Below are 22,676 nucleotides of genomic sequence, written 5' to 3' on the forward strand. Positions count from 1 at the left end.
AAATCCTCAAAAAGCCAATCTGAAACAATTACTCCCCACTTTTCCTCATACATCATCCCTTTCTTTTTAAATGATTTCTGTTTAGGGAGTTGATCTTCATCCGCATACTTCTTAGCTGTTCGCCAATAAATTCCCATTGTTCTTTGTATTTCTGAAATAGATAAACCTTTGTTATTTCTTAAATGTTTGATATAATTAATATCAGACATTGCTAGCATCCCTTCTTACCTCCACTACCAATTGCTTGACACAATTACTGTAGTGGGACTTGGGGTGACTGGCAAGTCTTTTTTTGTTTATGCACAAAAATTTAGTGCAGGACTCTGCATTTTTCCTTTGCAAAGCTCTGCACTTTTATTTTGCCATACACATTCCCAATACATATTGACGTTCATTTCATCATAATCTGTAAGATTTTTTGTAATTAGTCTTATTTTTTAAATCCTTCGAACTATCCATTTGTTTTTCTAATCAATGAGGCGTTTAAAGAAATTGAAAAAATTAAACCGGATACATCTTATGAAAAAGAATGGATTAAAAAACAATAAAAATAAGAGACCATTGCGGACAAAGGCTGTGACTTCAAATCCTTTTTCTAATGCTTGTTTTACGACATGACGTCCCACAGCGCCAGTTGCTCCAAAGACAATAATTTTCATTGCGCTCCCCCCTTCCGTTCGACGGTAAATCTCCCTTGTGAATCAATAGAATTGAGAGATTTGAACGCTAGCAAGCTGCCTAGTTTGGAAGCACTAAAAAAGCGGCAAAATGTTGTGCAATCAACATCCTGCCGTTTTCATAGAAAATGTTTATTGATCTTCAATGACAATATAAGTTGCTTTTACGGGGCCATGCACGCCGACAATCAATACGGATTCTATATCTGCTGAATTGCTTGGTCCTGACATAAATAAAATGCAGGATGGCACTTGTTGACCCTTTTCGATTTGCTTGCGGATTTTTTGGGCAGCTTGCGTCATTCTAGGGACAATGGAACTTTTCGGAATAAGCACGATCACTTTTTGCGGCAAAAAGTTCATTGTGCGTCCCCGGTTTGGATGACTGGTAAGCATAGCGGTGGCGGATTCGGCCAATGTCATTTCGCTGATCGTTATACCGATATTCGCCTTTTCGGCCTGGCGAATGTTTTCCTCAGGGGTGTCCGGATTCCACTCGTAAAAGTGGATGCCGTTTTCCGGCAAATTTTCCATCCATTTCTTCACCCCGAATTTTTCAAAGCGGTCGTCTTTCCATGTGATGACCGATTCACCTCCATAATCGTTCACCACTTGATGAAGTACATTCGGCAAATCCGCGGTTGTTGTTTGGACGAACGTTGTATGGATGTTTTCGCATTGCTGTTTCAACACTTCCACTAGTTCATCTTGGGATGCATTTTTTAACACTTCATGTTGGGGGCAATATTTCCAAACGGGACGTTCCACTTTTGTTCGAACAGGGCGGCCGAGGCTTTTGGCAATTTGATTTAGGAATTCATCGCGATTTTGAATCGTCATGATTTCTCTCCTTTCTGACGCTGCTTCATCCAATGGCGGAAGCTTTCTTTATTCGGTGCAGGAAAATCCCGCACTTCCGTCCAAGCTTTTAATGGCCCTGGCCCGTGTGTGATTTTGTCATCTTTTACAAAAGGAGACATGACGGGCGAAGCGACTTTGGTTGCCATATTAAAGAGCGGTGAAGTGGATGCGCCCAGTCCAAAGGCTTTCATGATCAGACGTTCGGAAATTGGTGTCTTGCCTTCCTGTTCCACTATTTTTTGGCGATGCAAATGTAATAATTGATGCAAAGGGATTTTTACAGGGCATACTTCTGTACATGCACCGCAAAGGCTTGATGCATACGGCAATTCTTTGAAGTCGTCATATCCTCCAAGCAGCGGCGATAAAACGGCGCCAATCGGTCCTGAATAAATGGACCCGTAAGTGTGGCCGCCTACATGGCGATACACTGGGCAAACATTGACACATGCTGCACAGCGGATGCATTGTAGTATAGGCTGGAATTCCGTGCCTAAAATTTTCGAGCGTCCATTATCTACAATGACTAAGTGGAATTCTTCCGGACCGTCTGTTTCGTTTTCTCCTTTTGGGCCTGTCAGCAATGTGATATAGCTTGTTAATCGTTGGCCGACCGAGCTGCGAGTTAATAGGCTGACGAGAACTTCCATTTCCTCAAAGGTTGGTACAATTCTTTCCATCCCCATTACCACGATTTGAGTTTTTGGCAGAGCTGAGACAAGGTCTGCATTTCCTTCATTTGTCACTAAAGTCACTGTGCCGCTTTCGGCAATGGCAAAGTTGCATCCTGTAATGCCGATGTCTGCTGTTAAATATTCCTCGCGCAGCTTTTTGCGGGCAAACAGCGCCATTTCTTCAGGTTGTTCTGATTTGTCGTAGCCAACTTTTGCAAAGATTTCCCGTATTTGATGGCGGTTTTTATGCAATGATGGCACAATGATGTGTGAAGGTGGTTCATGGTCATTTAATTGTAAAATGAACTCTGCCAGATCGGTTTCCACCACTTTGCAGCCGGCTTCTTCCAACGCTGCGTTTAGATTGATTTCTTCTGTCACCATCGATTTAGATTTAACAATTTTTTTCGCTTCTTTTTGAATGGCGATGTTTTTTATATAGTTCGATGCGTCTTCTTTTGTTTTCGCGAAAAATACATGGCCGCCTCGTTTGGCCACATTTTCGCTCAACTCATAAAGATATGCATCTAAATTTTCTAAAACGTGTTTTCGAATTTCTTCTCCATGAGCTCTCCATTCTTCCCAATTTCCTAATTCCTCCACGCGAGCTTGACGGCGGGTTTGAAATCGGGCTTGGGCAGCGGAGATAGCGCCTCGCATAAAGGCATCGTTTAAGTTCGTCTCTACGCGTTCTTTAAAATGTTCATCACTTGTTTTCATAGCCATCATGAATCCCCCCTTAGCGACTATTTAACACTTCTGCAATATGCATAACGCGAATCGGCTTTCCGGTGCGGCTGATTCTTCCTCCAATATTAATAAGGCATCCGGCATCTGCACCAACTAAAATATCCGCTCCTGTTTCTTCGATATTGCGAACTTTTTCATCCACCATTTCTCCAGAAATATTTCCCATTTTCACAGAGAATGTACCGCCAAATCCACAGCAGCGCTCGTTTCCTGGAAGTTCAACATATTCCATTCCTTCAACATTTTGAAGTAATCGGATGGGTGCATCTTTTACTCCTAAAAGTCTCGTCATATGGCATGAGGTATGATAAGTAGCTTTGCCTTTTAACCGGGCTCCGACATTTTCAATTTTTAAAACATTTACAATAAAGTCGGTTAATTCATAGGTTTTATCTGCTAAACGTTGCGCTCTTTGTTCCCATTCCGGATCCCCTTTAAAAATATGCGGATACTCTTTGAACATATATGCGCAAGAACCTGATGGCGTAACAACATATTCTGCATGTTCAAATGCTTTAATCATGTTTTTCATGGAACCTTTTGATTCTTCTACATATCCGCTGTTATAAGCCGGCTGTCCGCAGCAAACTTGTGATGAAGGAAAATCGATTTCACAACCAAGCCGTTCAAGAAGTTCAACAGTCGCTTTTCCTACATTCCCTTGAAACATATCGACAAGGCATGTCGCAAATAATGAGACTTTCATTATGAATCCCCCTATAATCCTACATAAATCAACAGGTCATCAGATGACTTAAATAGTAACACATTTTTTTAAATTCTACTATAATTTTTTGAAAATACAAAATATAAAAAAGTGCAGAAGCTGGTTAAACTTCTACACTTTTCCTTATTCAGCCATATCGAAATATTTCATTAAAATTTCTTCTACGTTATTTAAATGGGAATACATGGCGAGTTCTGCTAGTTCGGGATTTTGTTGTTTGATAGCTAAATAAATTTGCATATGTTCATCATATAATTGTTCAATCGTGGTTTGTTTAGAAAATAACCAAATGCGCCTTGTTTCTCGCATTAATTCAATCGTAAGCCCAGATACTTGGTTTAGTAAATTAGGTAGCAGAGGGTTGTGGGAAGCATTTGCAATGGCCTTATGGAATTCGAAATCCGCTTTTTCACCAAGCTCTTCATCCCCTTCTACGTTTTTCATTTCCTCAAGGATTCCTTCTAAAATGACAAGATCTTCTTTTGTTCTGTTTTTCGCTGCGCTTCTTGCCGTCCCAACTTCAAGAATTTTTCTTAATTCAAGCAAATGAGGGACGTATTCTCTGTATGTAATAATGGCCGTAGAAAGAGGAAATTCCAGTTTTTGTTTAGGGAAGTTTTTCACAAATGTGCCAGAGCCTTGTTTTATTTCAATCAGCCCCATTGCTTTTAAGGCTGATAATGCTTCACGAACAGCGGATCTACTGACTTGTAATTGCTCTGCTAAATATTCAACAGAATCTAAACGGTCACCTGGTTTTAGTTCGCCTGTACGGATCTTTTCATAAAGAATTTCACAAACTTCTTCGTAAATTTTTTTCGTTTTTACTTTTGCAAGTTTCAAATAGTCCACCTCGTTTTTCAAGCAAAATCGGTAAATTAATTATACATTATACCGAAAAAATCTTCTCGTTCAGAGAAGATAAAAGTGTAACTCAAGTAAAACAACATTGAATTTTAAAAAAATTCAATTTATAATCTAAGTCATAAGGTCATCAGATGACTTGAAAGGGGATATTTTGAAACATTGGGGGAAAGAGCATGACATTTACTCAAAATTTTACAGCAGTTGGAAACAGTTTAGGGTGGACAGCCCTGGTTGCAACAATTCCTATTTTATATTTTTTCTGGGCGCTTGCTATTAAAAAAATGAAAGGGTATATGGCGGGGCTAACCACTTTAATTATAGCTATCGTCATTGCAGTTTTAGCATTTAAGGTGCCAGTTTTGACAGCAGTAGCATCTGCTTCGCAAGGGGCTGTATATGGAATCATTCCAATTGGCTGGATTATCATTACGTCCGTATTTTTATATAACTTGACGGTAAAAACCGGACACTTTGATGTTATTCGTTCATCGGTGTTATCTATTACTGAAGATCGTCGTATTCAGGCTCTATTGATAGCCTTTTCTTTTGGGGCATTTTTGGAAGGGGCAGCAGGATTTGGCGCTCCGGTTGCCATTACAGCGGCGTTGCTAGTAGGGTTGGGTTTTAAACCGTTGCAAGCGGCGGGCCTTTGTTTAATTGCAAACACAGCTCCTGTAGCTTTCGGGGCTATTGGGGTACCGATTACCGTAATGGAAGGGATTACAGGGATTCCTGCTTTAGAAATTTCAAAAATGGTAGGCCGTCAATTGCCTATTATTGCCGTATTTATTCCATTTGTTTTAGTGGTGATTATGGTCGGTTTTAAACGGGCTTTTGAAGTGCTGCCTGCAATTTTAGTATCCGGTATTTCGTTTGCAGTGGCGCAATTTTTAAGTTCCAATTATTTGGGCGCCGAATTGCCGGATATTATTTCATCCTTAGTATCCTTAGTAGCTTTAGCGATTTTCTTGCGCTTTTGGCAGCCAAAACATATTTATCGTTTTGAAACGGATGGCCAAATGGAGGATACAAAAAATCATTATACTAGTGGACAAATTTTAAGAGCTTGGTCTCCGTTTATTGTATTAACGCTATTTATTTCTGCCTGGGGAATTCCATCCTTCAAAAAGGCGTTATTAGGTACATATGAAGGCGGGAACGCATTTTTAACCTTTGTGAATAACATTGGTGGTGCGCTCACGTTCTATCCGGAAGTACCGTTTTTACATAATCAAGTGATTGATGGTTCAACAGGCAAAGAAATTGCGGCAGTGTATAAATTCGAATTATTAGGTGCTGCGGGAACAGCCATTTTATTTGCTGCTATAGTATCTAAGTTTCTATTGAAAGTTTCTTGGGGTAAATGGGTAAAAACTTTTGGTGAAACCATCAACGAAATTAAATTCCCGCTTTTAACTATTTGCTGCGTTGTTGGTTATGCTTATGTGGCAAACACAGCCGGCATGATGACGACTTTAGGTTTAGTATTGGCAAAAACAGGAGCTTTATTCCCGTTCTTCTCACCGGTGCTTGGCTGGATTGGTGTGTTTGTTACAGGTTCGGATACATCTTCCAACGTATTGTTTGCCAAGTTGCAGCAAGTTACGTCTGAATCCATCGGCATGGATCCGGTTCTTGCGTTGGCTGCCAACACATCGGGAGGCGTGACTGGAAAAATGATTTCGCCGCAAACATTAGCTGTAGCTGCTGCAGCGGTGGGATTAATCGGAAGAGAATCAGAGTTGTTAAAATTTGCCTTAAAATATAGTCTCATTTTACTTCTCTGCATATGTATCATTACATTTTTGCAAAGCACGGTACTTACATGGATAATTCCATAAGTTCTGAAATCTTAGCAGTATTGTCTGTTATAGATGATGCTGCTAACAATTTTGAGTAATGGGGGGAAAACTTATGAAAAAAATTGAAAAAGTCTTAGTAGCAAACCGCGGCGAAATTGCCATCCGCATTTTCCGCGCATGTACTGAATTGAAAATAAAAACCGTTGCAATTTATTCCCATGAGGATAGCGGCGCCATTCATCGTTTTAAAGCGGATGAATCCTATTTAGTAGGAAATGGAAAAAAACCGATTGATGCTTATTTAGATATTGAAGGAATTTTAAAAATAGCAAAAGAAGCAAATGTGGATGCTATTCACCCGGGATATGGCTTTTTATCAGAGAATGTAGAGTTTGCTCGCCGTTGCGAAGAAGAAGGAATCATCTTCATTGGACCAAAATCAAAACATTTAAGCATATTTGGGGATAAAGTAAAGGCTCGCGAACAAGCCATCGCTGCTGGAATTCCTGTCATTCCAGGTACAGATAGGCCAGTAAAAAGTTTGGAAGAAGTTGAACAGTTTGCAGATACATACGGCTACCCCATTATGATTAAAGCTGCACTTGGCGGTGGAGGCAGAGGAATGCGCCTTGTGGAAAAGGCAAGCGATTTAAAAGAGGCTTTTGAACGGGCCAAATCCGAAGCAAAAGCGGCTTTTGGTTCNGCATTTATATGAACGGGATTGCTCAATTCAACGCCGCCATCAAAAAGTGGTAGAGATTGCGCCATCTATCTCAATTTCAGAAGAGTTGCGCCGCCGCATTTGCGAAGCAGCTGTAAAATTGATGAAAAATGTGCAGTATGTGAATGCAGGGACAGTGGAGTTTTTAGTAACGGGCGATAATTTTTACTTTATTGAGGTAAACCCGCGCATTCAAGTGGAACATACCATTACCGAAATGATTACAGGAGTTGATATTGTTCAGGCGCAAATTAAAATTGCGGAAGGTCATGGACTACACAGTAAAGCAATTCGGATTCCTGAGCAAGAAAAGATTCCTTTATTTGGCTATGCCATTCAATCACGAATTACAACGGAAGATCCAAAAAACCATTTTATGCCGGATACAGGAAAAATTATGGTGTATCGCTCATCCGGCGGTTTTGGTGTCCGTTTAGATGCAGGGAACGGTTTCCAAGGCGCAGTTGTTACTCCTCACTATGATTCGTTGCTTGTGAAACTATCGACTTGGGGAAGAACCTTTGAAGAAGCAGCGCAAAAAATGGATCGCAATTTGCGGGAGTTCCGTATTCGAGGTGTGAAAACCAATATTCCGTTTTTAGAAAATGTCGTAAACCATGAGAAATTTTTAAGCGGCCAATTCGATACAAGCTTTATTGATACAACACCGGAATTATTTGAATTTAAAGAACGGAAAGACCGTGCGACAAAGCTGTTAAACTATATCGGCAATGTGACATTAAATGGCTTCCCTGGAATCGAAAAGCGGCCAAAACCAATCTTTGTTCAGCCTCATATTCCGACTGTACCTGAAAAAAAGGTAACTGGTACAAAAACAAATTTTAGATGAACAAGGCGTGGCTGGACTTATCCAATGGATTAAAGCCCAAGATGATGTACTGCTTACCGATACAACATTCCGGGATGCCCATCAATCGCTCCTTGCCACACGCGTTCGTTCGAAAGATATGTTTGAAATTGCCGATGCTACAAGCCAATTGATGAACGATTTCTTCTCCCTTGAAATGTGGGGAGGAGCAACTTTCGATGTAGCGTATCGCTTTTTAAAAGAAGACCCTTGGGATCGATTGGAAACATTGCGCAAAAAAATTCCAAATATCTTGTTCCAAATGTTATTTAGAGGAAGCAATGCGGTAGGGTATTCCAACTATCCGGATAACGTCATCCGCGAGTTTATAAAATTATCAGCTCAGTCCGGTATTGATGTATTCCGCATTTTCGATTCATTGAACTGGGTAAAAGCGATGGAAGTGGCCATTGACGAAGTTCGCCTCAACGGAAAAGTGGCAGAAGCGGCAATCTGCTATACGGGCGATATTTTAGATGATGGAAGAGCAAAATATACGGTGCAATATTACAAGGAAATGGCAAAACAATTAGAACAGGCCGGCGCGCATATTTTAGCCATTAAAGATATGGCAGGGCTGCTTAAACCAAATGCAGCTTATCGTTTAATTTCCGAATTGAAGGAAACAACAGATTTGCCAATTCATCTTCATACCCATGATACAAGCGGAAATGGGATTTTCGTTTATGCAAAAGCCATTGAAGCAGGAGTGGACATTATTGATACGGCATTAGGTTCCATGGCTGGCTTAACATCTCAGCCAAGCGCCAATTCGCTCTACTATGCTTTAAGCGGCGAAAAACGGCAAGTTAGAGCGGATATAGAATCCCTTGAAAAACTATCTTACTATTGGGCGGATGTGCGAAAATATTATGTGGATTTCGAAAGCGGCATGAATGCCCCTCATTCAGAAGTGTATGTACACGAAATGCCTGGCGGACAATACAGCAACTTGCAGCAACAAGCGAAAGCAGTAGGGCTTGGGGACCGCTGGGAGCAAGTAAAGAAAATGTATTCCCGCGTCAATTTAATGTTTGGCGATATTGTAAAAGTAACGCCATCATCAAAAGTTGTTGGCGATATGGCGCTTTTTATGGTGCAAAATGATTTAGATGAAGAAAATATTTTTGAGCGCGGGAAAACGCTTGACTTCCCTGATTCCGTCATTGAATTTTTCCAAGGTTATCTAGGACAGCCTTATGGCGGATTCCCGAAAAAACTGCAAAAGCTTATACTAAAAGACCGCAAGCCAATTACGGTGCGCCCTGGTGAACTGCTTGAGCCGGTTGATTTTAGTAAACTTGCTGTTGAGCTGGAAGAAAAAGTTGGATTCAAACCGACTGAGAAAGATTTAATCTCCTATGCACTATATCCAAAAGTATTTGAAGAATACGCTAAAGTGCGTGCCCAATATGGTGACATTTCTGTATTAGATACTCCAACATTCTTATATGGTTTGCGCCTGGGCGAAGAAATTGAAGTGGAAATTGAAAAAGGAAAAACATTGATTATTAAATTAGTGTCCATTGGCGAGCCTCAACATGATGGTACACGGGTAATTTACTTTGAAATTAACGGCCAACCTCGGGAAATTGTCGTACAAGATATGACGGTGGAGGCAACGGGTAATAAAGCCGTCAAAGCGGACCCATCCAATCCAAATCAAATCGGTGCAACGATGCCGGGTACAATTTTGAAAGTGGTAGTATCTAAAGGCAGTCCGATCAAGCGGGGCGACCATTTATTAATTACGGAAGCCATGAAGATGGAAACAACTGTGCAGGCGCCAAAAGACGGTGTGGTAAAAGAAATTTACGTCAAAGAGGGCGATTCTATTTCTACAGGCGACCTATTAATCGAAATCGAATAAATAAGAGGTTGGGACAAATCTAAAAAACATCATTTTCTCCTTGGAGAAAATGATGTTTTTTTGATATGTTATTACAATTGATTTCCGTTCCGGGGACGCTTTCTGCGGGCCCTCCTCTGAGTCATTCCTTCGCTCCTCGTGGTCTCGAGAGGGCTCGTCTCAGGAAAGCTTTGAATTTACTTCCTTGAACTTTCTCCGCTTTGCGACTAAGCGTGCGCGACAGAAACTCGCCCCGTCACTACAATCAATTTTTCGTTAGTTCAATTTTTTATCAAAACTCTTTCAACTGCCCTTTCATTTTTTGTTTATGTCCCAGCCTCTAAATTGTTTATGGAAGAATTTGGTTTTTTAAAGAATCCCCATATACCTTGTATGAAATCCTCCTTTAAATGAAAAGATAAAAACATAAGGAGGTATGATAATGAAAGTTTTGCAAAGAATTGCTCTTGTACTGGCGATCATTGGAGCCATCAATTGGGGACTTATTGGATTTTTTAATTTTGATTTAGTTGCTACTTTGTTTGGAGGGCAAGATTCCGTTGTTTCACGCATTATTTATGGCTTGGTAGGCTTGAGCGGTTTATTTTGCTTAACGCTCCTGTTTGAGCCTTGGGAAGAATTGAAACGGGAAGAGACAACGAGTTCTGTCAGCCAGCCAAATCAAGGCCAGATGAGCTACAGAACAGAATTTGGGGAAGAAGAAGAGCTCTCTTCATTAAAGAAATCAAAAGAGAATGAACAGTGAATTTCCTCGGTGCAGTACTTGGAAGAGTGCTGCACTATTTTTTATGCAACTTCCAAAAAAATATACAATGGCACATTTTTCGCGAACATTGCATATATTGCAATGGACTTGTGAAAAGGGGTGTTGCAGTATGAATGGAAATTGGAAGCTCAGCGATCCGTATGTATATGAATCATTAAAAAGCCTACAAAATCAATCTATCGCTGTTCAAACAATTCGAGGCAGTTTACGCGGCACATTAAAAACAGTGATGCCAGACCATATTGTTGTTGAAATGGGCGGATCACCGTTTTATGTAAGAACAGAGCAAATTATTTGGATTCAACCAATAAAAGAGTCATAATCCAATCTCCATCCAACATAAGATACAATTGGTTAAAATTTATGGATGGAGGCTTACTCAATTATGTTTAAACGAGAAAATAAAATTCTTATTGAATTGCCGATTCCGAAGCATGGTGATATGAATGCAGCAGCCGCTGTTCAAGAATTGCTTGGCGGAAAATATGGTGAAATGTCTACGTTAAACAATTATATGTTTCAATCCTTTAATTTCCGAGGCAAGAAAAAGCTTAAACCTTTTTATGATTTAGTAGCAAGTATTACGGCAGAGGAAATTGGCCATGTTGAATTAGTATCGACGGCCATCAATCTTCTCTCCACAGGAAATACTGTTCCAACAGGACCTGACACAGCCCCACTGCAAAACGGAAAAGATGCCCGTTATTCCCTCCACTTTACGTCAACTGCTCAAACCGCTTATCCAGGAGATTCAATGGGAAGACCATGGACTGGTGAATTTGTTACAAATACAGGCAACCTCGTAGGAGACCTTCTTTTCAATTATATGTTGGAAATCGGTGCAAGAACCCATAAAATGCGGGTTTATGAGATGACGACCCACCCGACGGCATTAACGATGATAGGATATTTGCTTGTCCGAGGCGGCACCCACATAATTGCTTATGCCAAAGCCATTGAAATGGCAACAGGAGTCGATGTAACGAAAATGCTCCCGGTTCCGAGCTTGGACAACAGCAAATTTGATTATGCCAAACCATTTATGGAACAAGGATTATTTAATGTATTGTACACATGGGGAGAAGAAGATTACCGGGATATTAATCAAATTTGGAAAGGCAAAAACCCTGAAACGGGTGAACCACTAAGAGTGATTCACGGAACTCCGGAAGGTGCGCCAGTTCCGGATCTTCCAGAACTTCCGGAAGAATTTGCTCCTGGAATTGATCGGGATGATTATCTCCGCATATTAAAAAGACTCCAGAGTAACTTGTAAAAAACAATTGCATGAAAGTAAAAAATCGCCGTTCCACGTACAAATCCTTGTGGAACGGATTATTTATGTTATTCAACAACCAAATGGAATTTCCTTTTAAAACAGAAAAATGTATGTTTTTTCGAGAATAAATGAAACTGAAAGAAGGTTAAATCGTACTACTAATAAATGGATTGTTTTTTAAGATTGGCAGGTATTTACTGTAAAAAAATGATGGAATGAATTCCAAATAAAAAACGGTTCACCATAGGTTGAGGGGGGCTTTTTGTGGAAAAAAGAATCCAAGTATTAGATATAGCCAGAGGATTGGCCATTATTGGAACCTTGGGTACAAATATTTGGATTTTTAGTAAACTGGGAAACTATGATTTTATGCTCGGTTTTGGAATGAATGACTATTCACTCGATACCATATTAGAATCACTCGTATTATTTTTAACCAATGGCAAGTTTTTGGGGCTGTTGACCATTTTATTTGGCATGGGACTGGAGCTGAAACGTCAGTCTTTCGTCAAACGGAATCAAGAACACATATGGCTATGGTTATACATTTGGAGCATGTTGTTGCTATTAGCGGATGGTTTCCTCCATTTTTTATTTGTTTTTGAGTATGATATTCTGATGAGCTATGCTGTAACGGGAATCATCGTAGCCCTACTTGTCCGACGCAAAATAAAGTTAATCAAAATTTTGGCTTTGATACTGGGAATTCTTCATATTGCAGGTGTATTACTGATCTCTTTCATATTAGAGGCAGGAATGAGATTTCCCGGGTCACAAGAAGAATTCTCCCTTGCATTAAATGAGATTGCCGCCGTCTACTCTACAGGTTCGTATTTGGATCAAGTATTATTTCGATTCGATGGGATATTTCAGATGAGATTGGAAGCCATTGCCGTCATCCCAATGAATATCCTGCTATTTTTGTTCGGTGTGTATCTTGTGCGTGCGGGAATTTTCCGTCAAACCAAAAGAAGTGAAGAACTGAGAAAAAAATTTTTTTTCTGGGGTTTAGTTGTGGGCATTCCGCTTAATGCGTTAGTATTTTTACCATTCTATTCAATGGTGACGCTGGTTCGTTACTTATTTGCGCCGCTGATGGCGGTAGGATATCTCATGGCGATTCATTGGATATTGGAGCGGAAAGCCAATCATTTTCTTCTGCAAAGACTTTCAGAGGTGGGAAGGACAGCCCTCAGCTGCTACATTTTGCAAAATATCACGGCTTCTGTATTGTTCTATAGCTGGGGATTCTCCCTTGGAGGGAAGTTGAATTCGGTTGGAACGATTGTTGTGTTTATATTCATTACTTTATTGATGATGATTTTTGCCCATTTCTGGCTGAGAAAGTACAATCGCGGACCTTTTGAAATGATTTGGAGACGGCTGACGAATGCTCCATTTGCTCGATTCATGAAAGAGACTGCCTAATGTAAAAAGAAGGTATACAAACGCTCTATTGTTTGCATACCTTTTTAGCTTTCCTTTCAAACCCGAATCATTTTATATGTTTAAAGGCATTGTATGCAAAAAGAATGGTGCCTAACAAGAAAGCTCCGCCGCCTATATATGTGAAAATATGTGCTGTGTCGAGCAAGCCGGGAACCTGGACTAAAAAGGCGCTGAGTAGGAAGATGGGGATTCCTAGATTATGGAGCCAAAAATGAGCCTTTCCGATTGAATTGACCGCTGCTTTTGGATAAACGCTATAAATAACTCCGAACAATGTTGTTGTTACGAACCCTACCAGGTTTACGTGGGCATGGGCAGAACCCCATTGAAGATTAAGAGTGATCGACATGAATAAACCTACACAAAGCCCGAAGATCAAATAAAGAATGGCCAGTCGAATCCAAATGGCTCCCCTCATGTATACACCCCTTTATGTTTTTTCACATGCTCTCCCCTACGAAGACAACATTCCCCTTCCCGGTGCCGATGAGTTCCTCCTTTATGTTTTTCTTATTTCATCATAATGTGAATCGCCAAAAATTATGAATGGAATCAGTGAATTTATTGAAAGTGCATTCAGGGTTTTCCAAATAAAAGTTTCAGTGAAATAAAATGGACCAACGAGCCTTCTAATGATGGGGAAAAAATAAAGGGAGAAGCGATTGTTCTCCCTGAGAATTAATATAAAAACAATTCCACGATCAATACAGCTGTACAAGTGAGCAACGCCACGCTGACAATGTTCCCTCCCAAATAAGCGGAAATGATGGCAACCAAAAATCCTACAAGTGCTGACCAAGGTGAGGCGGTGGACTCCAAAATTCCGGGAAAAACCATCACAGCCAATGTTACATATGGCACATAGTGCAAAAAAGACCGGATATAAATATTTTTGATTTCTTTTCTTACAAGGGTTAGAGGCAATACCCGTATCAAATAGGTAACAACAGCCATCACGAGAATATAAAAAACAGTATGATTCATGCCTCCTCCTCCTTTATTGGGAAGAGAAATGCGGCTGCGCCTGCAATCACCAGGGTGATTCCGATGATTTTTACAGCGGATGAGACGCTTTTTAAAGCGGGAATAACGGCAAAAATGGCGCTGCACAGCATCGAAACAACGATAACTCCGGCAATGATTTTATTCTTTTTTGCCGGTGGGACGATCACCCCAAGGAGCATGCCGTAAAGGGCAATGCTCAGAGCGCTCGTAATTCTTTCCGGGAAAATATTCCCCGAAATCACTCCGGAAAGCGTTCCCAATGCCCAACCAGGAACGGCCACCGTCATCACGCCATACATAAAATAAGGATTTAATTTTCCCGGTTGCGCAATGGAAACACCGAATATTTCATCGGTAATTCCATAGGACATCAATAATCGGTGATAGATAGGTGTATCTGTTGGAATCTTTTGTGACAGAGAAAAGGACATTAACAAATATCTGGAGTTGATGATCAGCTGTGCAACCGCAATTTCAATAACCGTCGCCATCGCGGCAATCATGGTAAGCCCGGCGAATTGCCCGGCGGAAGTTAAATTCGTTGCAGACATCAAGACCGCTTCAAAGGGATTCAATCCTGCCTGTTTACAAAGAATCCCGAAGGAAAAGGAGACCGCGAAATAACCAAATGCAATGGGGATGCCTGTTTTGATCCCCCTTTTCCATGCCGCTATATTCGTTTTCATCTTATTATGTCCTCCATTAGATTATCAATTGCTTTTTAGAAGATTCTAACAAAGGGATAAACATCAGTAAAATTAATGTTTATAATTATTACATAAGGAATATTGATGGAAGGTGTCAACGTGAAATGAAACAATATTATGCCTTTTTAAAAGTGATAGAAAAAGGCAGCTTTACCAAAGCGGCAGCAGAACTGGGTTATACCCAGTCCGCCATCAGCCAGATGATTCAAGCCCTCGAAGAAGAGCTGGGAACGACGTTAATTTATCGCTCCCGGAAAGGGATTATGTTAACGCCGGATGGAGAGGAATTTTTGCCTTTTATTACGAGGGTGGCAAATTCCCATGCGGAATTAATGGAAAAAGCGAGGGAAATGCAAGGACTGGCCACTGGGAATATTCGCATAGGAACCTTCACAAGCGTTTCAAGTAATTGGCTGCCCAGTCTGATGCAAGATTTTAAGAAGCTGTATCCATCGGTACAATTTCAATTGCAACAAGGAGAATATACAAGCATCGTCAAATATATTAAAGAAGGCAGTGTGGATTTCGGATTTGTAAATCCTGATGCGGCAGAGGATTTGGAAACGGTCGCTTTGAAGCAGGACCATATGCTTGCCATTTTACCGGAAGATCATCCCCTTGTATCCCAACCAACCGTTTCATTGGAGGACTTGGCGGAAGAGCCTTTTATTCTGCTGGAAGAAGGGGAATTGAATGAACCATTGGAAGCTTTTAAGAAAAAAGGATTGAGGCCGAATATCCAATTCCGGGTGATTGATGATTATACCATCATGTCGATGGTGGAAAACGGCCTTGGTGTTTCGATTCTTTCCGAGATGGTGATGAATAAAGTCCGATATCGCTTTGTCAAAAAGAAAGTGGAACCGCCAATTACCCGAACTTTGGGCATCGCCTATAAAAATAAGAAAACATTGCCGATCGCCAGCCGTTATTTTATCGATTTCATCATCCGGCAATTATCGGCAACGCGATGAAAGGAGAGACCCTGATGAAACAGCTTTATATTAAACAAAAGTTTCTAAGTCTTACCGATCGATTTAAGGTGAAAGATGAGCAGGGGAATGAAGTGTATTATGTGGAAGGCAGCTTTTTGAAAATACCTAAGACCTTTACAATCTATGACATGGAGGGGCATGAAGTGGCGGTTATTACGAAGAAAGTATTCGCCTTTTTGCCGAAGTTTATTGTTGAAATGGAAGGAAGACAGGTAATCACCATCAAAAAGGAATTCACTTTCTTCCGTTCCCGCTATACCATTGATGCTGCCGGAATTGAAGTGCGCGGCAATTGGTGGGATATGACCTTCCAAGTGTTCCAACATGGTGAAAAAATCGGCCAAGTAAGCAAAGAGTGGTTTACTTGGGGAGACAGCTACAAAGTGGAAATTTTGAATGAAGAAATGGAACAGATCATTATTGCGCTTGTCATTGCCATAGACTGTGTGAAAGAAGAGCAAAATACCGCAGCGGCGGCCAGTTCATCCGTCTAATAGGAGTCTTCCCGAATAAAAAGACATTAGTAATCCTTTTTACTAATGTCTTTTTCATTTAAGATTCGGTTGAGTCAACGGAAATCCATTGCTGTGACCATTTTTCAATCGATGTCAAAATCGGTTCCATCGAACGCCCTTTTTCCGTCAATGAATACTCGATGATGACGGGTGTGGCGGGGATTACTTTACGGTTGATAATCTCCATTTGCTCCAACTCTTTTAAGCGGTCTGATAATACTTTTCCGCTTATGCCGATAGATGATTGAATTTCACTAAAACGTTTTGGTCCTGAAAGCAATTGATATATCACTAACGCAGTCCATCTTTGGCTGATGATGGAAACCGCTTTTTCAAATTTCGGGCAAATTGTTGGTTGATTCATTTATGACAACACCTCTCTACTATGTATTTTATCAAACAAATGATGAGAATAACAAAACAAGTGATAATAAGAAACGTTATATGATAAAAACACATTGTTACAATAAGTAACTGATAAGAGAAAAGAGGAGAGATTCGTTAGGATATGAAAAAATATCACCCATTTTTATGGCTGATATTCTTTCACAAATTTTCTTATGCCCATTGAAGTTTCATGATTTTAGGGAAGGAATCTTCAACACTTCTCAAAACCAAAAGCATCAATTCCACAATGATATCACTCATATCCTGATTTTCTATAAGGGGCAAAGAGTAATTTGCCTGTATTTCGTTATCGACTTTCGCAAATTTCGTATAGCGGTATTGATTGTTCAATTCATTTAGAAGATTTAAGTACATTTCCACCTTTAAAGGGTTTGTTATTTTTGCTATATTAAAAACTGTTATGTCAACAATTGAATCATTCGCATTAAATAGAACTCCCAATAATAGCTGTGGTCCATTTTCTAATTGTTGATAGAATCGGAAACCTTTGGCACCATCTTCAAAAGGAATCAAATCGTAGCCAATATTCGATTGTGTAATATAGCGTTCAAAGTTTTGTGCATGATTCACGGCTTTGTGCCTCCTTATTAATAAATACTTCCAAAGTGTATCATTTTTTTCAGGAGGAAAATATAAAAATTTTCATAGAAATGAAAGTGAAATTTTTAATCGCATTTAAATGAAAAAAACAGCCCTGAAAATTCAGGGCTGTTTGAAGATAGAGCCGGAATTAATTGCGGATGAGATAGTCAAAGGCACTTAATGCAGCAATTGCTCCAGAACCCATGGAAATGATGATCTGGTTATATGGGCCATCTGTACAGTCACCGGCTGCAAATACGCCTGGGATTGTTGTGGCGCCTTTTTTATCTACGATGATTTCACCGATTTTATTGCGTTCAAGTGTACCTTCCAGCCAATCCGTATTTGGAACAAGACCGATCTGAACGAATACTCCGGCTAATTCAATATGTTTTTCTTCACCTGTTGCACGGTCTACATATGTAAGGCCGTTTACTTTATCTGTACCGGTGATTTCTTTTGTGGCAGCATTTGTGATGACTGTCACATTTGGTAAGCTGCGAAGGCGACTTTGCAAGATTTCGTCAGCTCTTAGGTGGTCATTGAATTCAAGTACTGTTACATGGTTAGTGATACCTGCGAGGTCAATGGCCGCTTCCACACCGGAGTTGCCACCGCCGATTACCGCAACGTCTTTTCCTGCGAATAATGGTCCGTCGCAGTGAGGGCAATATGCAACACCTTTATTTTTGAATTCCTGTTCTCCAGGAACATTGATGTTGCGCCAACGTGCACCTGTGGCAATAATCACTGTTTTACTTTTTAGAACGGCACCGTTTTCAAGTTCCACTTCAATAAGGTCGCCTTTCTTTTCAAGGTGTTTGGCACGTTGCAAATTCATGATATCAACAGGATATTCTTTAACATGCTCTTCAAGGGCTTTCGCAAGTTTTGGCCCTTCCGTTTCTTTTACACTGATGAAGTTTTCAATTGTTAATGTATCTAAAATTTGTCCTCCAAAACGCTCAGCCACGATACCTGTGCGGATTCCTTTACGGGCAGCGTAAATTGCCGCGCTGGCACCCGCAGGACCTCCACCGATGACTAAAACATCAAACGGTTCTTTATTGGACAATTCCTCAGCATCGGAGCCTTGGCCGAGTTTATCAAGGATTTCTTCAATTGTCATACGGCCGCTGGCAAACGGTTCACCGTTTAAGTAAACGGTTGGCACAGCGAGAATGTCTTTGCTTTCCACTTCTTCTTTGTATGCAGCGCCATCAATCATTGTATGCGTGATATTAGGATTTAACACGCTCATGATGTTGAGAGCTTGCACAACGTCAGGACAATTGTGACAAGTTAAGCTGACATATGTTTCGAAGTTGTATTCGTCTTTGATGGATTTGATTTGGTCAATGACTTTTTGATCCACTTTTGGAGGACGGCCGCTTACTTGCAATAATGCCAATACTAATGAAGTGAATTCATGACCCAATGGAACACCTGCAAAAGTGATGCCAGTGTCTTCACCGACACGGTTTACGCTGAAGCTGGGTGTTCTTTTTAATTCCGCTTTTTCCACTTTGATTTTTGGAGTCATGGATGCCAGCTCATCAATCAAAGCCAGCATCTCTTGGGAAACCTCGTCAGTACCTGCGCTCACTTTTAAAACGATATCGTTTTCGAGCAGCTGCAAGTACTGATTTAGTTGGGCTTTAATTTCCGCATCTAATGCCATGTTGAATCGTCTCCTTAGATTTTACCAACTAGGTCAAGGCTTGGTTTAAGTGTTTTTCCTGTTTCTTTCCATTTTGCAGGGCAAACTTCGCCTGGATTGTTGCGTACGTATTGTGCAGCTTTGATTTTGTCGATTAATGTGCTAGCGTCACGGCCGATACCGTCAGCGTTGATTTCCACTGCTTGGATTACGCCGTCCGGATCGATGATGAATGTACCGCGGTCAGCAACACCTTCGCCTTCTCTTAATACTTCAAATTGTGTTGAAAGAACGTGTGCTGGGTCACCGATCATTGTGTAAGTGATTTTGCTGATCGCTTCTGAAGTATCATGCCATGCTTTGTGAGTGAAGTGAGTGTCTGTTGATACAGAATATACTTCAACGCCAAGTTCTTTTAATTTTGGATATTGTTCTTGAAGATCTTCCAATTCTGTTGGACAAACGAATGTGAAGTCAGCTGGATAGAAGCATACAACAGACCATTTACCTTTGAAATCTTGTTCTGTTACAGTTACGAATTCGCCGTTTCTGTAAGCTTGGGCAGTGAATGGTTGAACTTGTTTACCGATTAATGACATACTCTTTACCTCCAAATTTTAATTTTATTCTTTTTGTAATAATTATTACCTGAAATAAATTATTATATACATATTCTTTTTTGTCAAACAGAATTCATTAAATATTTCATGGATAGTCTAAATTTTTGACAAAAATGTATACGTAAAAATGCCAAATATATTACATTACTATAAAAGAATAAAGATTCCAATATCTATTTTAGAGGAAATAATTAGGTAATACAAGAAACAAGCACCATCTTCAATCATCGTTTATGATTAGGAAGAAAGCAGGTTTTATATAGATGAAGAGAGGGAGATTTCATGTTTCTGGAACAGTTAAAGAGTAAGTTGGAGGAACAACGATTCCGGTTTATCGGTGAAGAACAGGCCTTTCGTTCGGCAGTATTGATTCCCCTCGTACAAATTGATAGAGACTGGCATATTCTTTTTGAAGTACGTTCATTTCATTTAAGGAAGCAGCCTGGGGACATCAGTTTTCCAGGCGGTCGAGTAGATGCGGAGGAATCCCCTTTGCAGGCGGCGTTAAGGGAGACCCGGGAAGAGTTGGGAATTGATCCGTCAAAAATCGAGGTAATAGGGGAATTGAGTCCGCTGGTGACTTCTCCTTCTTTTGTCATTTATCCGTATGTCGCGACCATCGATTATGACGTTCTTCAACCTTCTTATAATAGGGAGGAAGTGGAAGAAGTTTTTACAATTCCAATCAAGTGGTTTCTCAATTACAAGCCTTATTCTCATTTAGTCCAACTAAAAATTGTTCCGCCACCCGACTTTCCTTTTGAAAAAATTGTGAATGGAAAGGAATACAAATGGAGAACGAGGGAAATGGAAGAATGGTTTTTTGATTATGAACAGTATACAATTTGGGGGTTAACTGCCAGAATTTTAAAACATTTTATTGAAATACTTAAAAATATAAAATGAAACCAACTTGCTCTCATATTCGGTTGTGGAAATCAAGTTTGAAAATGTGCTTCTTAAAATATCCATATCCTTTATTTTTGATGTTGTTTTCTATGTGATACAAAGTAAATAAATGGACAAAATGTTATTTCGATATAATGAAAATAATAAATTTCCAAATATTTCGTTAATTTTTTTACATATACTTTATTCCTTTCAGTCAATAATATCATTAATAAAAGAAAGATATTTCATAGCAGGAGCATTTGTTGATGAAAAAATTTGTCAACATGTTCAGATTTTCGCTTTGCAAAGCATATATATAATATTTAAATCTCAAATTAAAAGTGTTATACTATAATAAGGTTAAAATGTATGTTCAAAAAGTTGCTGGCTATGTGAAATAGTCCACATACTTTTTGAAAAAATAGGGGAGATAAGGATGGTTATAAAATGAGTAGCAGTCAAAGCAAAAAAAATGTCGTTTTAATCGGTGCCGGAATCATGAGTGCAACTTTGGGAACGTTACTAAAAGAGCTAGCTCCGGACTGGAATATCACCATTTATGAAAAATTGGACAAACCGGGCGAAGAAAGTTCCAATGAATGGAACAATGCCGGTACGGGACATGCTGCATTGTGTGAGTTGAACTACACAGTAGAAAAACCAGATGGCTCCATCGACATTTCAAAAGCGATCAATGTTAATGAGCAATTCCAAATTTCTAAACAATTTTGGGCTTACCTTGTCAAAAATAATTTGATTCAAAACCCTCATGAATTCATTATGCCTTTGCCACATTTGAGCTTTGTTACAGGCGAAAATAATGTCAACTTCTTAAGAAAACGCTTTGAAGCGCTTTCAAAACTGCATTTATTTGAAGGAATGGAATTTACGGATGATCCGGAAAAATTAAAAGAATGGATTCCATTGATGATGGAAGACCGTGTTATCACAGAACCAATCGCGGCTACGAAAATCGATTCAGGTACAGACGTGAACTTTGGTGCATTGACACGTACGTTGGTTAAACATTTGCAAAACCAAGGTGTACAAGTGCATTACAACCACATGGTTGAAGGAATCAAACGTTCAAAAGACGGCCGTTGGGAGTTAAAAGTGCACGATTTGGACAGCATCAAAATGAATTACGTGTCTGCCGATTTCGTATTCATCGGTGCAGGAGGCGGAAGCTTACATTTACTTCAAGATACAGGTATTCCTGAAAGCAAACATATCGGTGGTTTCCCTGTAAGCGGATTGTTCTTGGTATGTAAAAATCCTGAAATCATTAAAAAGCACCATGCAAAAGTGTACGGTAAAGCAAAAGTGGGTGCACCGCCAATGTCCGTTCCTCACTTGGATACACGTTATATCGATGGCCAAAAATCATTATTGTTCGGACCATTTGCAGGATTCTCGCCTAAATTCTTGAAAACGGGTTCATACATGGATTTATTCGCATCCATTAAAGGCAACAACATCGTTACATTGCTTGCTTGCGGTGCGAAAAACATTCCGTTGACAAAATATTTGATCGGCCAATTATTGTTGACTAAAGAACAACGCATTGAAGAATTGCGCGAATTCGTTCCAAACGCGAAAAGCGAAGATTGGGAAATCGTTATCGCGGGTCAACGCGTGCAAGTTATTAAAGATACTGAAACTGGCGGAAAAGGTACATTGCAATTCGGTACGGAAGTCATCACTTCATCCGACGGTTCCGTTGCTGCATTGTTAGGGGCTTCCCCAGGTGCTTCTACAGCAGTAAAAGTAATGCTTGACGTAATTAACCGCTGCTTCCCGGATGACATGAAAAAATGGGAAGGCAAAATTAAAGAAATGATTCCATCCTATGGCCAAAAATTATTGGACAATCCTGAATTATTCAGAAAAGTTCAAGATTCTACAGATGAAATTTTAGGTTTAGGAAAAGAAAATATCGAAAAAGAATTACAAGCGGTCCAATCATAAGAAAAGATTCAATA

Annotated in this window: 20 protein-coding genes and 3 pseudogenes; 10 read left to right on the top strand and 13 right to left on the bottom strand. The window is 39.9% G+C overall.

Translation table 11 applies throughout. The features are described from left to right. The 6 genes and pseudogenes from ACFPOH_RS02900 to ACFPOH_RS02925 all read right to left on the bottom strand — a co-directional run. Positions 1 to 218: pseudogene (locus ACFPOH_RS02900) on the bottom strand (IS21 family transposase); the annotation flags it as partial. A gap of 345 nt (positions 219 to 563) precedes the next feature. Beyond that, positions 564 to 659, bottom strand: a pseudogene (locus ACFPOH_RS02905) (NAD(P)H-binding protein); the annotation flags it as partial. 150 nt (positions 660 to 809) lie between these two features. Further along, complete coding sequence (locus ACFPOH_RS02910; protein ID WP_390308814.1) at positions 810 to 1,517, bottom strand: LutC/YkgG family protein; 708 nt, start codon at positions 1,515 to 1,517, stop codon at positions 810 to 812. Then, positions 1,514 to 2,938: a LutB/LldF family L-lactate oxidation iron-sulfur protein gene (locus tag ACFPOH_RS02915; RefSeq protein ID WP_390308816.1), complete on the bottom strand. Its 1,425-nt coding sequence runs from the start codon at positions 2,936 to 2,938 to the stop codon at positions 1,514 to 1,516. The genes ACFPOH_RS02910 and ACFPOH_RS02915 overlap by 4 nt, the downstream gene beginning before the upstream one ends. Positions 2,939 to 2,951: 13 nt before the next feature. After that, positions 2,952 to 3,668: a (Fe-S)-binding protein gene (locus tag ACFPOH_RS02920; protein WP_340715280.1), complete on the bottom strand. Its 717-nt coding sequence runs from the start codon at positions 3,666 to 3,668 to the stop codon at positions 2,952 to 2,954. A gap of 144 nt (positions 3,669 to 3,812) precedes the next feature. Continuing rightward, positions 3,813 to 4,532: a FadR/GntR family transcriptional regulator gene (locus tag ACFPOH_RS02925; protein ID WP_340715743.1), complete on the bottom strand. Its 720-nt coding sequence runs from the start codon at positions 4,530 to 4,532 to the stop codon at positions 3,813 to 3,815. A gap of 197 nt (positions 4,533 to 4,729) precedes the next feature. Between ACFPOH_RS02925 and ACFPOH_RS02930 the strand changes: the two genes are divergently transcribed. The 6 genes and pseudogenes from ACFPOH_RS02930 (at position 4,730) to ACFPOH_RS02955 (ending at position 13,290) form a co-directional block, all read left to right on the top strand. Next, positions 4,730 to 6,397: an L-lactate permease gene (locus tag ACFPOH_RS02930; RefSeq protein WP_342580662.1), complete on the top strand. Its 1,668-nt coding sequence runs from the start codon at positions 4,730 to 4,732 to the stop codon at positions 6,395 to 6,397. A 73-nt stretch (positions 6,398 to 6,470) separates the two neighbouring features. Then, positions 6,471 to 9,817, top strand: a pseudogene (pyc, locus tag ACFPOH_RS02935) (pyruvate carboxylase). Positions 9,818 to 10,238: 421 nt separating this feature from the next. Beyond that, entirely contained in the window at positions 10,239 to 10,562 is a 324-nt protein-coding gene (locus tag ACFPOH_RS02940; RefSeq protein ID WP_208651186.1) for a DUF378 domain-containing protein, read from the top strand. A gap of 130 nt (positions 10,563 to 10,692) precedes the next feature. Beyond that, positions 10,693 to 10,905, top strand: coding sequence for a YuzF family protein (locus tag ACFPOH_RS02945; protein WP_208651188.1), 213 nt, complete (start codon positions 10,693 to 10,695; stop codon positions 10,903 to 10,905). A gap of 63 nt (positions 10,906 to 10,968) precedes the next feature. Continuing rightward, positions 10,969 to 11,859, top strand: a complete 891-nt coding sequence (locus ACFPOH_RS02950; RefSeq protein ID WP_390308817.1) for a manganese catalase family protein — start codon at positions 10,969 to 10,971, stop codon at positions 11,857 to 11,859. Between the two features lie 267 nt (positions 11,860 to 12,126). Continuing rightward, on the top strand, positions 12,127 to 13,290 hold the full coding sequence (locus ACFPOH_RS02955) for a DUF418 domain-containing protein (protein ID WP_390308818.1): 1,164 nt from the start codon (positions 12,127 to 12,129) through the stop codon (positions 13,288 to 13,290). 67 nt (positions 13,291 to 13,357) lie between these two features. Here the strand turns inward: ACFPOH_RS02955 and ACFPOH_RS02960 are convergent, their stop codons facing one another. The 3 genes from ACFPOH_RS02960 to ACFPOH_RS02970 all read right to left on the bottom strand — a co-directional run bounded on the left by ACFPOH_RS02960 (position 13,358) and on the right by ACFPOH_RS02970 (position 15,002). Next, positions 13,358 to 13,729, bottom strand: coding sequence for a hypothetical protein (locus ACFPOH_RS02960; protein WP_342470795.1), 372 nt, complete (start codon positions 13,727 to 13,729; stop codon positions 13,358 to 13,360). Between the two features lie 260 nt (positions 13,730 to 13,989). Next, the gene (locus ACFPOH_RS02965; protein WP_342470796.1) at positions 13,990 to 14,295 is read right to left on the bottom strand and encodes an AzlD domain-containing protein; all 306 of its coding nucleotides are present in this window, start codon (positions 14,293 to 14,295) and stop codon (positions 13,990 to 13,992) included. Then, positions 14,292 to 15,002: an AzlC family ABC transporter permease gene (locus ACFPOH_RS02970; protein ID WP_342580658.1), complete on the bottom strand. Its 711-nt coding sequence runs from the start codon at positions 15,000 to 15,002 to the stop codon at positions 14,292 to 14,294. Before ACFPOH_RS02970 ends, ACFPOH_RS02965 begins: the two co-directional genes overlap by 4 nt. 125 nt (positions 15,003 to 15,127) lie before the next feature. On the opposite strand from ACFPOH_RS02970, the gene ACFPOH_RS02975 reads away from it, so the two are divergent. After that, positions 15,128 to 15,997 carry a LysR family transcriptional regulator gene (locus ACFPOH_RS02975; RefSeq protein WP_342580657.1) on the top strand — a complete coding sequence of 290 codons (870 nt, stop codon included), beginning with the start codon at positions 15,128 to 15,130 and terminating at the stop codon, positions 15,995 to 15,997. A gap of 14 nt (positions 15,998 to 16,011) precedes the next feature. Continuing rightward, positions 16,012 to 16,512, top strand: coding sequence for an LURP-one-related/scramblase family protein (locus tag ACFPOH_RS02980; RefSeq protein ID WP_342470799.1), 501 nt, complete (start codon positions 16,012 to 16,014; stop codon positions 16,510 to 16,512). 58 nt (positions 16,513 to 16,570) lie between these two features. Here the strand turns inward: ACFPOH_RS02980 and ACFPOH_RS02985 are convergent, their stop codons facing one another. The 4 genes from ACFPOH_RS02985 to ahpC form a co-directional block, all read right to left on the bottom strand. Continuing rightward, positions 16,571 to 16,897, bottom strand: a complete 327-nt coding sequence (locus ACFPOH_RS02985; protein ID WP_342470800.1) for a winged helix-turn-helix transcriptional regulator — start codon at positions 16,895 to 16,897, stop codon at positions 16,571 to 16,573. A gap of 194 nt (positions 16,898 to 17,091) precedes the next feature. Further along, entirely contained in the window at positions 17,092 to 17,511 is a 420-nt protein-coding gene (locus tag ACFPOH_RS02990; protein WP_342580654.1) for a hypothetical protein, read from the bottom strand. A gap of 160 nt (positions 17,512 to 17,671) precedes the next feature. Beyond that, entirely contained in the window at positions 17,672 to 19,204 is a 1,533-nt protein-coding gene (gene ahpF / locus ACFPOH_RS02995; protein WP_342470802.1) for an alkyl hydroperoxide reductase subunit F, read from the bottom strand. A 14-nt stretch (positions 19,205 to 19,218) separates the two neighbouring features. After that, entirely contained in the window at positions 19,219 to 19,782 is a 564-nt protein-coding gene (gene ahpC / locus ACFPOH_RS03000) for an alkyl hydroperoxide reductase subunit C (RefSeq protein WP_342470803.1), read from the bottom strand. A 303-nt stretch (positions 19,783 to 20,085) separates the two neighbouring features. On the opposite strand from ahpC, the gene ACFPOH_RS03005 reads away from it, so the two are divergent. Beyond that, the gene (locus tag ACFPOH_RS03005) at positions 20,086 to 20,709 is read left to right on the top strand and encodes an NUDIX hydrolase (RefSeq protein ID WP_342470804.1); all 624 of its coding nucleotides are present in this window, start codon (positions 20,086 to 20,088) and stop codon (positions 20,707 to 20,709) included. A gap of 432 nt (positions 20,710 to 21,141) precedes the next feature. Then, positions 21,142 to 22,662 carry a malate:quinone oxidoreductase gene (locus ACFPOH_RS03010; protein ID WP_342470805.1) on the top strand — a complete coding sequence of 507 codons (1,521 nt, stop codon included), beginning with the start codon at positions 21,142 to 21,144 and terminating at the stop codon, positions 22,660 to 22,662. Positions 22,663 to 22,676: the final 14 nt, after the last annotated feature.

The sequence above is a fragment of the Ureibacillus suwonensis genome (genome assembly GCF_042655065.1).
GTDB classification, from domain to species: Bacteria; Bacillota; Bacilli; order Bacillales_A; family Planococcaceae; genus Ureibacillus; species Ureibacillus suwonensis.

What these genes read in the sequence shown, in the direction of transcription:
- ACFPOH_RS03010 (WP_342470805.1), top strand. Translation starts at nt 21,142, where the DNA reads ATGAGTAGCAGTCAAAGCAAAAAAAATGTCGTTTTAATCGGTGCCGGA.
- ACFPOH_RS03005 (WP_342470804.1), top strand. Translation starts at nt 20,086, where the DNA reads ATGTTTCTGGAACAGTTAAAGAGTAAGTTGGAGGAACAACGATTCCGG.
- ACFPOH_RS02910 (WP_390308814.1), bottom strand. Translation starts at nt 1,517, where the DNA reads ATGACGATTCAAAATCGCGATGAATTCCTAAATCAAATTGCCAAAAGC.
- ACFPOH_RS02920 (WP_340715280.1), bottom strand. Translation starts at nt 3,668, where the DNA reads ATGAAAGTCTCATTATTTGCGACATGCCTTGTCGATATGTTTCAAGGG.
- ACFPOH_RS02930 (WP_342580662.1), top strand. Translation starts at nt 4,730, where the DNA reads ATGACATTTACTCAAAATTTTACAGCAGTTGGAAACAGTTTAGGGTGG.
- ACFPOH_RS02980 (WP_342470799.1), top strand. Translation starts at nt 16,012, where the DNA reads ATGAAACAGCTTTATATTAAACAAAAGTTTCTAAGTCTTACCGATCGA.
- ACFPOH_RS02965 (WP_342470796.1), bottom strand. Translation starts at nt 14,295, where the DNA reads ATGAATCATACTGTTTTTTATATTCTCGTGATGGCTGTTGTTACCTAT.
- ACFPOH_RS02970 (WP_342580658.1), bottom strand. Translation starts at nt 15,002, where the DNA reads ATGAAAACGAATATAGCGGCATGGAAAAGGGGGATCAAAACAGGCATC.
- ahpF (WP_342470802.1), bottom strand. Translation starts at nt 19,204, where the DNA reads ATGGCATTAGATGCGGAAATTAAAGCCCAACTAAATCAGTACTTGCAG.
- ACFPOH_RS02975 (WP_342580657.1), top strand. Translation starts at nt 15,128, where the DNA reads ATGAAACAATATTATGCCTTTTTAAAAGTGATAGAAAAAGGCAGCTTT.
- ACFPOH_RS02985 (WP_342470800.1), bottom strand. Translation starts at nt 16,897, where the DNA reads ATGAATCAACCAACAATTTGCCCGAAATTTGAAAAAGCGGTTTCCATC.
- ACFPOH_RS02915 (WP_390308816.1), bottom strand. Translation starts at nt 2,938, where the DNA reads ATGGCTATGAAAACAAGTGATGAACATTTTAAAGAACGCGTAGAGACG.
- ACFPOH_RS02945 (WP_208651188.1), top strand. Translation starts at nt 10,693, where the DNA reads ATGAATGGAAATTGGAAGCTCAGCGATCCGTATGTATATGAATCATTA.
- ACFPOH_RS02940 (WP_208651186.1), top strand. Translation starts at nt 10,239, where the DNA reads ATGAAAGTTTTGCAAAGAATTGCTCTTGTACTGGCGATCATTGGAGCC.
- ACFPOH_RS02960 (WP_342470795.1), bottom strand. Translation starts at nt 13,729, where the DNA reads ATGAGGGGAGCCATTTGGATTCGACTGGCCATTCTTTATTTGATCTTC.
- ACFPOH_RS02950 (WP_390308817.1), top strand. Translation starts at nt 10,969, where the DNA reads ATGTTTAAACGAGAAAATAAAATTCTTATTGAATTGCCGATTCCGAAG.
- ahpC (WP_342470803.1), bottom strand. Translation starts at nt 19,782, where the DNA reads ATGTCATTAATCGGTAAACAAGTTCAACCATTCACTGCCCAAGCTTAC.